The sequence below is a fragment of the Rhizobium sp. AC27/96 genome (assembly GCF_001692325.1).
Lineage (GTDB): Bacteria > Pseudomonadota > Alphaproteobacteria > Rhizobiales > Rhizobiaceae > Rhizobium.
The window spans coordinates 103265-116638 of record NZ_LXKN01000015.1; the positions used below are offsets into that span (position 1 = coordinate 103265).

Below are 13374 nucleotides of genomic sequence, written 5' to 3' on the forward strand. Positions count from 1 at the left end.
GTGCCGACATGATCTCTGCCCAGTGTGATAGTTCAAGCCTGTCTATCGGGAAGCGACCCCGGTCGCTTTGCTTCCCGTTCGATGCCGCTCCGATGCAGACTGCCGCTGAGATGAGCGACGCCGAGTGTAGCAAAGGGAATGACCAAATCGGCATTCGCGATGGTGGCTGGCCGATGCGCAACGATCACGCGGGTCATCTGCAGGTCGCGCAAGGCTGCCACGATGGCCGCCTCGGTGGTCTCGTCGAGATGGCTCGTCGCTTCATCCAGAAACAGGATCCGTGGCCGACGATAGAGCGCCCGAGCCAGGACGACGCGTTGCATCTGGCCGCCCGACAGGCTGCTGCCCATATCGCCGACAAGGCTCTCGAGGCCCATGGGCATTCGCTGGATATCCTGCAGGATCGCAGCGCGTGACGCGCACTCATCGATCCAGCCTCGATCGGGATTTGGGTCGAAGCCGCAGATATTATCGGCGATCGAGCCTGCGAACAGGCCGTCATGCTGGAGTACACCCGCGATCTGATGCCGGTATGCGGTGCCGCCGATCGCGCGGATATCGATGCCGTCGATAGACACGCGCCCCTCCGTGGGCGCCAGCAAACCCATCAGGACTTTCAGCAGGGTTGTCTTGCCGCAACCGGAGGGGCCGGTGATCGCCACGCTCTGGCCCGATGGTATATCCAGATCGGCTCCACGCAGGATCCACGGCTCGTTTTCGCCATAACGAGTGGACAGATCCTCGGCCCGAAGCGCTGCACCCGAAAGGTCCGGCCTGTCGTGGATCGCAGGTGCGGCAAAACCGCTGCCTTCTTCCTCCTGCTCCGCCAGCACGATATCGGCCAGCCGATCGGTCTGGACATTGAGCATCCGAAGCTGGAACCATGACGCGATCAGGCTTCCGACGCGGGTGGCGAACTGATCCTTGTAGGACAGGAATGCCACCAGCATGCCGACAGTCATCTTGTTGGTCATGACCATTTGCGCGGCCAGGATGATCATGACCAGCCGATCAGCGCCGAAGAGCAGTTCATTGGCCCGGCCGAAGATCAGATCCAGGCGCTGCAGGCGCAGCTTGGCATTGATGCTGTCCATCAGATAATTCAGCCAGGCAGAGCGGCGGCGATCGCGCAGGCCAAGCAGCTTGACGCTGGCTATTCCACGCACGGTCTCGATGAAATGCGTCTGCTGCCTGGCATCGTAGACGATCGCCTGCTCCGTGCTTTGACGATACGGCTGGTAGCGAAGCAGCCGCAGGCAAGCGTTCAGGGCAGTGGCGATCATCGCCACCCAGCCGAGCCATCCGCCATAGATGAACATCATCGCCACCATGCCGATGGACATGAGCCCATCCAGCACCGCCTGAACCAGATCGGTGGTCAGCGCCTTCTGGATCGTGGCCAGCGAGCCGAAGCGCGAGATGATATCGCCGATATGCCGTTTCTCGAAGAAATCCAGCGGCAAGCGGGTCAGATGATCGAACAACCCGGTATTCCATTGCAGATTGATCGTGGTGCTCACGAGCATGATCGCCCAGGTGCGCGCCGCACTGATGACCAATTGCAGGACGAGGAACACGGCAAGCCCGACCCCCACGGTCAGCAGCAGGTCGTAGTCGGCCGACACGATGACTTCATCGATGATGATTTGCGAGCCGATGGGCATCAAGAGAGCGATAAGCTCTATTCCCAGCGAGAGGAGGAGGATGCTGACGAGAGACGAACCGGCGCCCGTGATATTGCGGAACAGGTGCCGCAGCTTCAGATCGTGCCGTTCATCCGCACGAACGAAGCGCTCGTTCGGCAAGGCTTCGAGCGCCACGCCGGTAAACTCGCGCGAAGCCTCCTCCATCGAAATGACCCGGCGCCCGACCGCCGGGTCATGGATCGTGATCTTGCCATGTCCCACACTTTGCAGCACCACGAAATGATTGAGGCCCCAATGGAGGATGGAGGGCCGGCGCAGCTTGCGAAGATCTGCCAGCTCCAGCCGCAAAGGTCGCGTCGAGAGCCCCATTGCGTCTGCCAGCTTGATCAGATCGCGCAGCGTTGCCCCCTTCAAGGACACGGCATTGCGCCGCCGCATGGTTCCGAGATCAATCGCATGGCCATGGAAGCCCAGGATCATGGCCAGGCAGACCATGCCGCAGTCGGCCGCCTCGGCCTGCAGGATAACGGGCAAGCGGCGGCTGAAGCCGAATTGCAGCACACGGTCGAGCTTCATGGTGCCGCCTGTCTGGGCACGCCGGTGACCACGCCGATGCTGCTGCGAGCGCGATAGAGTGGATCGAGCGCCCATTCGTAAATGCGGCGGCTATCAAGCGCGATATCCGCTCCCACTTCCATGCCGACCTCCAGCGGTTTTTGAGCCCCGTCGACGATGACATATGGCAGGTCGGGTTCGACCACGACGCGATACTGGCCGCCCTGGGTGGAAGAGCTGCTGGGCGAGGATGCCTGTCCTCCGGCTGCGAAGGACGATCCGGTTTCAGCTACGGAAATGGCCTGAACGGGGGCTCGTGTGATTTCCTTGACGCGGCCTTCGTAAAGGCCGAAGCGCTGGAAGGGAAAGGCCGCAAAGCGCAGGAGCACCGGGGCTCCCTCCTTGATGAAACCGATCGAGGAACTGTCGACATAGAGATCCGCCTGCAGCGCCTGGCCACTGGGCAGCAGCGTGACCAGCACGGCGCCGGCTCCGACCGGCTGACCCACATGCGCCCGCACGGCTGTCAGCACGCCGTCGGCAGGCGCCAGAACCTGGATCGCCCGCTTGGCCTGGACCTCGGCGATTTGCTGATCGAGCTGCGAGATCGCGCGGTCGAGCCCGCTTACATCCTTTGCCAGATTGTCGTCGAATAAGGACAGCTGCGCGGTGACGTCGGCGATTTTGCCCTCCAGCATCAGATATGTCTGCTCGAACTGGGCATGCTGGCCAAGGGCTTCGGCGTAGATGAATGCCTGGGACTGGAAGGAGGCGTCGGTAACGATGCGGCGGTTGGCTGCATCGTTCAATCGATCCATGGATGCCTTCATCAGCGGCAGGGATTGCTCATCGGCGGCCAATTGTGCCGCGAGATTTTTGTGCTGCAGGTCGAGATTGGCAAGCTGGTCCTTCAATCCCTGCTTCTGCACCGCCGCCATCGATTTTCGCAGCGACAGTTCTCGCTGCAATGCCACCTTCTGGTCCGTCAGTGCGGCGATGACACGTTCCTGGGTCGGACCAGCGGTCGAGGTTGCCTCGAGATTGATCGCATAGAGGAACTGGCCCGCGCGAACCTTCTGCCCTTCCGTCGCGGCCATGCCGTCGATCACACCCGCTGCCGGACTTGCGATCGTAATCAAGCCGGCACGAGGCATCACCACGCCGCTGGCATAGACGCGGCGGGTATAGCTGCCCATGATCGAAAATGTCAGGCAGGCTGCCAGCAGCACAAGACTGGTGATCGCAACCAGGCGAACGGACAGCGGATAAACAACCTGTACCTGACCGAGCCAGGCATCCTGTTTGGCTTCCAGCACTTCGCGACGAAACAATGTGGACATGGGGCTGGTCCTGCTAGGTCGTCTGTTAAAGCACTCACGTCGTCGGCGATGTCCTCGATCCCGGCTGGTGCCCGCTACCTTGGGCTTGATCCGCGGGAGGGGCATCACCCTGATCTGTCGGTATCAGAATTGGCATGTCGGCCTGCCTGTCAGAAGGCAAGGTTCCCGGATGATATGGTGTTTGCATAGACTCCAGCGCCCCTGCACTGATCGGATCAATGCAAGGGCGCCATCTTCCCTGTCATGGGCCGCGTGGGTCCATGGTTATTCCTTGTTTTTGCCAGGCCGAGCAATCGACCAGGTCTTTCTCATCAGATAAGGCCGCCGAGCAGGCCGCCCACGACCGGGAGGGATCCGAGGATGCCTCCAACCGTACCAACGACGCCATTAACAGCGCCCTCGGCACTCCCAAGCACGGTGCCAAGAACGCCACCAGGGTTGCCAAGGAGGCCGTTGACATCCTTTTCTATCGAGCCGAGAAGTCCCGAGAGCAGGCCCGCTCCGCCCGCGACATGATCGAGTTCACCGTCCAGGAGCTCACGGATACCGGCATTGTCCAAGCTGCTATCTAATACAGACATGACTAACTCCATTTTCCTGTTTTGAAGGGGTGCGCCACCCCTCAACGCAGGCACGATGCCTCATCAAAAACATGGAATCAACGATATTTTCGAACATGATAATGCTATCATGTAAGATTCATATCAGGCTATGAAACCGCGTAGCAACTGGAGTTATATCGTTTTTCACATATGTTATAATTTGAATTTTCTGCAATGAAAACAGATATATAAACAAATACTTCGCAAGTATTGCGCGCAGGAACATCTCTGGCCGACAAATTCGTTTGAAAAAGTTGCCATGGTTCCACCGGGGCCTGGCGGCGATATTCGGCGCGGTCCGTTCGTCGGTTGCTGGCCGCTTTCAAGGACGGTGCCGGGGAGCATGTCAGAGAGCGAACGGCGCGACGAAAATCACTGTGCCAATACGAGGCTGGCTGCAAGTTCGAGCTGACTATCGATGCCGCTCGACAACTCCTCGCGCGTGACCGGGATGGGTCTATCGGGCGTTATTCCAACACCTTCGAATTGACGCCCGTCGGGAAAATATTCGCGTTTCGTCGATACCCTGAACGACATTCCAAATTCCGGGAAGCGCACGAAATATGGTTGCCCGGTCGAGCCATATGTCGGCTCTCCCAGCACAAGGCCTCGCCCGCCATCCTGGAAGCGCAAGACGAAATCCTCACATGCCGAAGCGCATCCGTCGTTAACAAGCAGGGCTATATTTCCCTGCCAAGCGCCCACGAGTGGCGGCGTTACATTCGGCCCGTATCGCATCATCAGCGTCGGCAAGGCCGCAATAGTGTCGTTGAAGGAGTTGGAGGCATCGTTCATGGCGATTGTCATGGGGGTCGCGACCAGAGTGCCCCGATAGGGTTTCGTCATGATGGCTGAAAGTAGGTTTCCGGGCGTGCTGCCTCCGCCGTTATCGCGCAGATCGAGGAGTATGGCTCGAGCATCTCCCGCATGGTGAATGGCGAAAATCGCGTCTTGCTCGTATCTAGGATTTGCGAAGCTGGGGATGCGGATCACGACCAGACCGTCTGCGCGTCGGATTGTCTCGACGTCCGTCGCGGTCACCAGCCCTCGTTCGGGCCCGGCAAGCGGTGCGTTCAAATCGACAGGCACTTGCCGGCCGTCATCCATGCCGATGGTGAAATGCCTCGGAAACAGAAACACCCGGCGCCAGGTCGCACGATCAAGCGCCGTCCGGCTGGATTGACCGATATGTTCATGGATTGGTTTGAGCCATTCATCGACAGGTTTGTGGTCAACCATCGTAACCACTTCACCAGGCGCCAACTCGGGCATTCTTGATCTTACGATGGTCCACTGACCGTCGATTCGCTTTATCCCGAACGGTGCCGGCCCCGCCTGTTGCGACAGTGCTTCGTCTTCGAAGAATGTGTGGCCGTTTTGCAGGCTTGCGAAGAAGCGCATGGTGGCCAGGGAAAAAGCGTTCCGGTTTTCGGCTCCGATCGCCTCTCCAAGATAGGCGCGGTAGCGCGCCTCGAAGTCATAACCAGCGGGCAATCCCTCCGCATGAGCGAAGTAGCGCTTGATCACATGGTAGGCGGTCGAAGCAATATGGGCACGATCTGTTACATCCGGATCGCGAGGCCGACCAGCATCGGTGTTTTCGACCATCGCTAGAGCCGCTGGCTTGAACGGCAACCCGGATGGAAGCATTGCCGCGCCAAAAGGCGGGGGAATAGCGATCGTAGCTTCATCATGCTTCCATAATCCGCGATTGAGATTGGCGATATGTCCTGTCTTCGGAATGCAAGTACTTCACTTTCAGATAGCCGATGCAAGCGATGCCCCGACGATTCCCGCTACGTGCGAAACGGCCGAATCTGCGTAGACTTGGCCGGGTAAACCCATGTAATTCGTGAAATATGGCCTGAAACCAGGGCCTGCCCCAGTGATATAAACCGACATCTTAACGAGACGATGTCTGCCCGCCGTCATGGCGTGTCAAAGCCGCTGATCACGATAAGTTGTTGTTTTCGCTGCTGAGAGGGTAGGGGTGTTACCTGCCGCCTGTTTGCAGTCCGCCTATCCGGAGTCGGGTTCATGGCGAATTAGAAGGTTGAAATAAGCCATGGAAACCGCGGCCTTCTTGCAAGTTTCACGTTCAAATTGTAGCTCTTTATCGTTCGGGGTCACTTTCTTGGATGCAGACATCGTTGAGGCCCGACGATCATGGCGCGTCTCACAAGATAGAACGGGGGATAAAATGGGATTTTCTGAATCTGTTCGGACAGTACTGAAATTGAAGTACGTTACGTTTTCCGGCAGGGCTTCCCGCTCGGAATTTTGGTGGTTCCAGCTATTTTATTTGCTGGTGCTTCTCGCATTCGGTCTGGTTGCCGGAGCGCTGATCGGCGCTACTTTCGATCGACAGGCTGGCCCTTCTCCCCTTGTCATCGGTATCGGAATTCTCGGCGGGTTGTTTGCGCTCGCGATGTTCTTGCCGCAGATCTCCGTTCAAGTCCGCCGCTTCCATGACCGCAACATTTCCGGTTGGTGGCTTCTCGGCCTGTATATCTTGAACGTAATTCCTTACATCGGCTTCATCTCAAGCATCGCAATGCTGGTTATCACCATGCTTAAAGGCACTGATGGCCCGAACAAGTTCGGCGCGGATCCATTGCGTCCGGATGCCACGGCGGCGGTGTTTGCCTGAGGCATGTTGATCCGCAGCATCGGCCTGCTGGTGCTGGGCCCGTTCTTAGCCCTGTCAATTCAACTCCACCCTGCATGGTCGCAGGGCAATGGTGTTGATCGTGATGGAAAGAACGATCGCCCCACCAGCGAGGTCGGTGCCGCATATGCCTCGCAATGCTTGCAAAATGGTTTGCGCTGCACGCTTGTTTATGGCGATTCAGCGCGAACGCCTGAGACAGCAGCGAAAGCGTCGCCATCCTCGAGCGAGCCGCTATTCAACCCGCGAGACCCGATCTTAAATGGGCCGGTGGCTATCGTCGTGGTGCTGGTCGCGTTCGCGACAATCATAGGCCTATGGATGCGCTTCGGAGGCGGCGGCATGTTGCTGGCGCCGGCGCCACGGGAAATGAAGCGGCGCGAGGGAGAGGTGCCCGAAAGCTGGGGCTCGCCCGCGCGCGAAATGGAAGAGCGACCGAACGATTTCCTGCAGAGGATCGCGGCCATGCGAGACCGGCGGCAGGCGCTTGTTCTGCTGTTGAGGCATTGTCTCCTTCATGCCGCCGATGCAACGGGAACGCGGCTTTTTCGCTACGACACGGAACGCGCCGTTCTGGGACGTCTGCCGGTGAATATGGTGGGGCGCGACCGGCTTGAAAACCTGCTGATCGAGGCGGAGCTTGTCCACTATGGCGGCCGCGCACTGGTGGAGAGCCAGTTCAACGATCTCCTCGCCATAGCGCGCGGATTTCTTTCCAACGGTAGAGTGGCCAATGCGTAAAATTGGTCCCTTGCTGTTTCTCGGGCTGCTTCTCGCGCTGGCAGCACTGGCATTATTCGGATCACCGCGAGACGGTGACTACGATCGCTCGCCACTCGGTAACAAGGGACTTCAGCTATGGCTGCAGTCCAAGGGAATAGCCGTTGTCCGATCCGATGATCATGTCACCCGGTCACGTTCGGAAATCTCGCTGCGTATCCTGTCCTTACCGACATCTCAGGATGGTGCGGCCGAAACTCAGACCGATGACGATAAGACCGATGGCCATTTGAAGTCCTGGATCTACGAAGCAAAGCTGTATGATTTGCCGACGCTGGTCATAGTGTCGAAATGGCGTGGCAGCGTCGCGAAAGACGGCATTGCGCGGGAAGCCGGACTACTGCCGCTGGCCGATCTTCAGAGCGAACTTGCGAAAATCTATCTTCCGGATCTGCGCCTGAAACGTCTTGGGCCGGAATTCGAGGAGGCACAGCTGCCGTTGCCGCCGGATCAGCCTGAAAAGATAGCCTTATACCGGGCGCAAGTGTTCGAGCGTTCGAAATTGCCTGGCCATTGCAAGGAGCTTGCGGGCACGTCGGCCGGCGCCCTGCTTCTGCGCTGTGAGAACGGCTTTGCAGTTTATCTGTTGTCTGATCCGGACCTGCTGAACAACCATGGGCTCGCACTTGCCGATAATGCGGCCTTTGCTGTTTCCTTGATCAAGAATCTGCGGGGCGCCGATGAGACGCGACCGGTCTATCTCGACACGAAGGGTCAGGCACTCGAAGGCGAACAGCCTGTTGATGAGGGCAAGACCTATGAGCGCTCCGCAACCGATCTGAAGCGCTTTTTCGCCTATCCCCTGTCGGTCATCTGGGGGACGATCCTGCTTGTCGTGGTGATATGTTTCTGGCGGGGAGCCTATCGGTTCGGGCCGCCTGTGACAGACGGATCCTCCCACATCGAAATATCGAAGACGGCCGCCATCGAAGCGATGGCGCGGCTGCTGCGCCTCTCCGGCAATGACGGCCGCATGGCGGCGCAATTCGTGCAGCATCTGCTGGCCGACAAGGCGATGCTGCTCTTTGGAGCAGGTGCCGGCAATCAGCCGGGGATCGAGCGGATGTTCCAGCGCCTGGCGCGCCGCGACGAAAATTTGGCGCATGCATTGCGCTCCACGGCGCAGGCGCTCATCGAAAGAGGGCATGCCATGACACGCTCGGAGCTGCATCGCAATCTCGAAACATTCAGAAAGTTGCTAGGGAGTGCAGATCTTGGATCTAGGTGAGTTTCGCAATCTGATTGCCGCCGTTCGCGGCGAAATCGGCAAGGCCGTGCAGGGGCAGGACACCCTTATCGACCTTGTATTGATCTCGATCTTTGCCCGTGGGCACTGCCTTGTCGAAGGTCCGCCCGGCACGGCGAAAACTCTGCTCGCCCGCGCCGTTTCGGCGGCCATGGAGCTGGAATATCGCCGCATCCAGTTCACGCCCGACCTGATGCCCGGCGACGTGCTCGGCATCAATCTCTTCAATTTCCAGACAAACCAGTTTCATCTGACCAAGGGTCCGGTTTTCACCGACATACTGCTCGCCGATGAAATCAACCGCGCGCCGCCAAAGACGCAGTCGGCCCTTTTGCAGGCGATGAACGAGCGGGTGATCACGATCGACGGTACCGACTACTCGCTAGGATCGGATTTCTTTGTGCTCGCCACGCAAAATCCGATCGAGCAGCATGGCACCTATCCTCTGCCGGAGGCACAGCTCGATCGCTTTCTCTTCAAGCTGGTCGTCGACTTTCCGGAACGCGCCATCGAGATCGCCATCCTGTCCAAACATGCGAACCAGGCTCTGAAATCGGACGTGCGCAATGCCGGTATCCAGCCGCTCATCTCGAGTGAGACCCTTGCCACAGGACGAGCGCTGATCGATCAGATCCATCTGGACACCACGATTCTGACCTATGTGGTCGACCTTGTGCGCGCCACCCGATCGGACCCAGATATTCTTCATGGCGCATCCACGCGCGCAGCCGACGCTCTCGCATCGGCGGTCAGAGTGCGTGCCGCCTTTGAAGGCCGAGACTACGGGCTGCCCGATGACGTTCAGGCCTTGCTGGTGCCGGCGTTGCGCCACCGCATCGTGCTGTCGCCCGCGGCCGAAATCGATGGCCGCACAGCCGATGAAGTCTTGAGAAATATCAGAAACCGCGTGGATGCACCTCGTTAAATGCGGCCATCATCCTACCTGATCGCACTCATCTTGATCTTGACTGCAGTGACCCTCGTCATCTGCGTGTGGCGGGCTGACATGAGCCTGCCGCTGATCTGGGCGTGGGTGGCTGTCGCCGCATTGACCGTCGGCGATCTGGCCTTGTCGGCGCTATCGAGCCGCATGAAGATCGAGGTCGACCTGCCGCCGCAGGGCTTTGTCGGCCATACAGCGCAGCTCACGGTCGACATACGGCCGCACAGGGGATTGCTGCCTCTCGGAATTGAGGCGCGTCTGGATCTCGCTCCGGAACTTGGCTCAGCTGAGAACGCATTGCCTGACGTCACCGTGGACGCGGGACGAAAACACGCGAAGACATCTACCGGCCTTCACCTCGCGCGGCGAGGGCAATACAGGATACATAGGCTCTGGCTGAAATGGCCATCGCGACTGAAACTGCTGGACATCATCGCTTCGATGCCAATCGAAAGGGATATCGCCGTCCTGCCCGATATCTCACCGGTTTTGTCGGGCGCGATACAGGCACAGATCCTGCCACTCGAAAACGGCCAGAAGGATCTGCGGCTGAGAGGTGAAGGATCCGAATTTCATCAGCTGCGCGAATTTGCGACCGGCATGGATTCGCGCAGCATCGATTGGAAGCGATCCGCCCGAATGCGCAGCCTGGTCGTGCGCGAGATGAGGGCCGAGCGAAACCATCAGATCATATTGTGCGTCGATTCCGGACGGTTGATGGCCGAACGGCTCGCTGGAGTGCCGAAGCTCGATCGTGCCATCAACGCTGCGCTCGCCATGTGCTGGGCCGCGGGACTGGCGGGCGACCTGGTCGGGTTCTACAGTTTCGACAGCCGGCCGCGCCTCTTCGTGCCGGCCTTGCCCGGAAGATCCGCGTTTCCGCGTCTGCAGACCGTTTGCGCGCAGCTGCGTTATGAAACTCAGGAGACCAATCATACGCTCGGGCTGACGCATCTGTCCGGGCGGCTGAAACGGCGCTCGCTGATCGTGATATTCTCCGATTTCGTCGACAGCATCACGGCGGAATTGATGATCGAGAATATGCGGGTTCTGGCCCGGCATCATTTCATCGTCTACGTCGCCTTGCGTGATCCCATGCTGGCCAAGTTCACCGAGCCGGAGGAGATGACGCTGGACACCGTCGCCCGCTCCGTGGCCGCGCGGCAGATTCTGCAGGAGCGGCGCGCCGTATTGGAGAAGCTGGCGCGCCTGGGTGTTCTGTGTCTCGACAGCACACCGGAAGCGCTGACTTCGGACCTCGTGGCGCGCTATATAGAAATCAAATCTCGTGAGATGATATGATGGATATTAGCATCGATGGAACGAAAGACGTGGCAACGGCGGCAAACGCCGGTGCGCCACAGGCCGACACGCTTCGTTCCGCGCGATTTCGGATGGAGCGCGAGGCACATTGGCGTCGTCTGGACGAGTTCGTGACGCGCGCCGAAAAGGGTGGTGCCGCCGCCTTGAGTTACGATGAAGTCCGCGATCTTGCCGCCGGCTACAGGCAGGCGATGAATTCCCTGAGCGTCGCGCGCGACATTTCTCTAGACCGTGCCCTGATCGCCTATCTCGAAAGTCTGTGCGCCCGTGCGTATCTGGTCGTCTATGCGCCGCAGGAAAGCCTCGGCGGATTGACGACCCGGCTGCTGACGCATGGCATTCCGCAGGCTGTCCGTCGCTCGGCCCTGCCTCTGTTCATAGGCTTTCTGGCCCTGATCCTGGGAGCTGCGGCCGGCTACAAACTCTACACGAACGACTCCAGCTGGCTTTATACGTTCGTGCCCCCGGAATTGGCCGACCAACGGACGCCGGATGCATCAGCCGATTATCTGCGCTCGACCATCTATGGCGACGAGCAGCATGACAGCGACAAGTTGGCGGCGTTTTCGACCTTCCTGTTTTCGCACAATACCTCGATCGTGATCCTGATCTTTACGCTCGGTATTTTCCTCTCGGTGCCAAGCTTCGTGCTCACCTTCTATAATGGTCTGATGCTGGGCGCGTTTTACGCGATGTTCGCTCAAAAGGGGCTGGGTTACGATGTGTTCGCGTGGCTTTCGATCCACGGCGTGACCGAGCTTGCTGCCATCGCCATTGCCTGTGCGGGCGGCGCAAGGCTGGGCCTGGCCGTCCTGTTGCCGGGGTCGCGGAGCCGCAGGGAGGCGTTGCGCCATCAGGCACATGATGCGGTCAAGCTCGCCATTCTGGCGGCGCTGATGCTGATCGTGGCCGCTTTTATCGAGGGATTTCTCCGCCAGCTCATACAGGACCCGACCTTGCGCCTGGTCATTGGCTGGGGCATGGGCGTCTTCTGGGTGAGCTGGCTGTTATTCGCGGGCCGCGAAAGCAAAACCGTGCGTGAGCCTGTGCGATGAGTGAATATACGCAAGGCACAATGAGAATGGAGCAATTCATCCCGCCGGAGGGCGTGCCGATCAGCTTCGCCATCGCATCGCTCGGAACCCGCCTCGGCGCCCAATGCCTCGACCTCATCTTCACTTTCCTGCTGGTGCTCGTTTGCGCTGTCGCTTTGGCCTTCGGCGGCTTCCTGCCTCCTGAAGCCTCAGTGACACTGGTCATCCTGCTGGCGTTCCTGATACGCACGCCCTACTACATCCTCTCGGAACTTGTCTGGAATGGCCGTACGCTCGGGAAAAGGATAACGGGCATTCGCGTCGTCAACGTCAATGGGCGGCGTCTCACTCCCCACCAGGTCACAGCCAGAAACCTCATGAAAGAGGTGGAGATTTTCACTCCCCTGACCTTGGCTCTTGCCATGGGTTCAATGTCGGTCTGGGAAGGCGGCGTGACGAGCGCCTGGATCCTCACGGTCCTGATTGTGCCGCTGGCCAATAAGCGCAGGCAGCGGCTGGGTGACATGATTGCCGGCACCTTGGTGGTCGACAATCCACGCTCGGTGCTGTTGTCCGATCTCGTCATATCGGCGCCAATGATCCTGCCGGCGCAGGTGGCGTTCGATTTCCTTCCCGAACATCTCGATGTTTATGGGAAGTACGAGCTGCAGACGCTGGAAGACGTGCTGCGTGACCCGACCAAAAGTTCGGGCAGCGAAGAGATCACGGAAATCGTGCGAACCATTATCAGGAAAATCAAGTTTCCAGATGCCGTCAAGACCGGCCAGGAAATGCTTTTCCTGACCGCCTTCTATCGGGCACAGCGCGAGCATCTGGAAACGTTGAGGCTTTTCGGTACGCGCCGGGAAAACAAGTTTCATCAGGCCGAGAAAACGACTGGCGGAACCGGGCTCGATATTCGACTGTAATTGAACTTCAACAAGAGGATGAGCGAATTGCGCGTCCTATGGCAATTTGAGACGGTTCTTCCAACTCGTTGAAGTGATTATATCTTCTTCACTATCACGGAAACCTGCTTTGAGCTTACTGTGTTCCGCTCGACAGTTTTTCGAAGACGAATGTGCAGGCCGAAGGATGGTATCTTGCCGTCCTTCGGCCTGGCATATTTTAGCCTCGCGCCGTCGCCCTTGCCGGTATCACCGCATTGAGGACCACCGACACTATGATGTTGGCGGCGAGTGCCAGCAGGCCGGTATAGACGGTGAAGCTGGTATCG

Annotated in this window: 11 protein-coding genes; 7 read left to right on the plus strand and 4 right to left on the minus strand. The window is 58.9% G+C overall.

The genetic code is table 11. The features are described from left to right. Nucleotides 1-32 precede the first annotated feature (32 nt). From A6U86_RS12720 to A6U86_RS12735, 4 genes are all read right to left on the minus strand, one after another. A complete protein-coding gene (locus tag A6U86_RS12720; protein ID WP_083196822.1) occupies nucleotides 33-2222 on the minus strand; it encodes a peptidase domain-containing ABC transporter in 2190 nt (729 codons plus the stop codon). Continuing rightward, a complete protein-coding gene (locus tag A6U86_RS12725) occupies nucleotides 2219-3541 on the minus strand; it encodes an HlyD family secretion protein (protein ID WP_068391477.1) in 1323 nt (440 codons plus the stop codon). Before A6U86_RS12725 ends, A6U86_RS12720 begins: the two co-directional genes overlap by 4 nt. Nucleotides 3542-3852: 311 nt before the next feature. Next, nucleotides 3853-4122, minus strand: coding sequence for a hypothetical protein (locus A6U86_RS35185; RefSeq protein ID WP_141683699.1), 270 nt, complete (start codon nucleotides 4120-4122; stop codon nucleotides 3853-3855). Nucleotides 4123-4515: 393 nt separating this feature from the next. Continuing rightward, the gene (locus A6U86_RS12735) at nucleotides 4516-5751 is read right to left on the minus strand and encodes a S41 family peptidase (RefSeq protein ID WP_068391528.1); all 1236 of its coding nucleotides are present in this window, start codon (nucleotides 5749-5751) and stop codon (nucleotides 4516-4518) included. 592 nt (nucleotides 5752-6343) lie between these two features. On the opposite strand from A6U86_RS12735, the gene A6U86_RS12740 reads away from it, so the two are divergent. The 7 genes from A6U86_RS12740 to A6U86_RS12770 are packed head-to-tail and all read left to right on the plus strand — an operon-like array spanning nucleotide 6344 to nucleotide 13066. Next, nucleotides 6344-6793 carry a DUF805 domain-containing protein gene (locus tag A6U86_RS12740; protein ID WP_068391482.1) on the plus strand — a complete coding sequence of 150 codons (450 nt, stop codon included), beginning with the start codon at nucleotides 6344-6346 and terminating at the stop codon, nucleotides 6791-6793. Nucleotides 6794-6796: 3 nt separating this feature from the next. Continuing rightward, nucleotides 6797-7552 (plus strand): hypothetical protein, encoded by a 756-nt coding sequence (locus A6U86_RS12745; RefSeq protein ID WP_068391486.1) that lies wholly within the window; start codon nucleotides 6797-6799, stop codon nucleotides 7550-7552. Further along, nucleotides 7545-8819 (plus strand): hypothetical protein, encoded by a 1275-nt coding sequence (locus tag A6U86_RS12750; protein ID WP_068391489.1) that lies wholly within the window; start codon nucleotides 7545-7547, stop codon nucleotides 8817-8819. The genes A6U86_RS12745 and A6U86_RS12750 overlap by 8 nt, the downstream gene beginning before the upstream one ends. Beyond that, entirely contained in the window at nucleotides 8806-9762 is a 957-nt protein-coding gene (locus tag A6U86_RS12755; protein ID WP_068391530.1) for a MoxR family ATPase, read from the plus strand. The genes A6U86_RS12750 and A6U86_RS12755 overlap by 14 nt, the downstream gene beginning before the upstream one ends. Next, nucleotides 9763-11082: a DUF58 domain-containing protein gene (locus A6U86_RS12760; protein ID WP_068391492.1), complete on the plus strand. Its 1320-nt coding sequence runs from the start codon at nucleotides 9763-9765 to the stop codon at nucleotides 11080-11082. Beyond that, on the plus strand, nucleotides 11082-12158 hold the full coding sequence (locus A6U86_RS12765; RefSeq protein WP_068391495.1) for a stage II sporulation protein M: 1077 nt from the start codon (nucleotides 11082-11084) through the stop codon (nucleotides 12156-12158). Before A6U86_RS12760 ends, A6U86_RS12765 begins: the two co-directional genes overlap by 1 nt. Beyond that, nucleotides 12155-13066 (plus strand): RDD family protein, encoded by a 912-nt coding sequence (locus A6U86_RS12770; protein WP_068391498.1) that lies wholly within the window; start codon nucleotides 12155-12157, stop codon nucleotides 13064-13066. Before A6U86_RS12765 ends, A6U86_RS12770 begins: the two co-directional genes overlap by 4 nt. Nucleotides 13067-13374 lie beyond the last annotated feature (308 nt).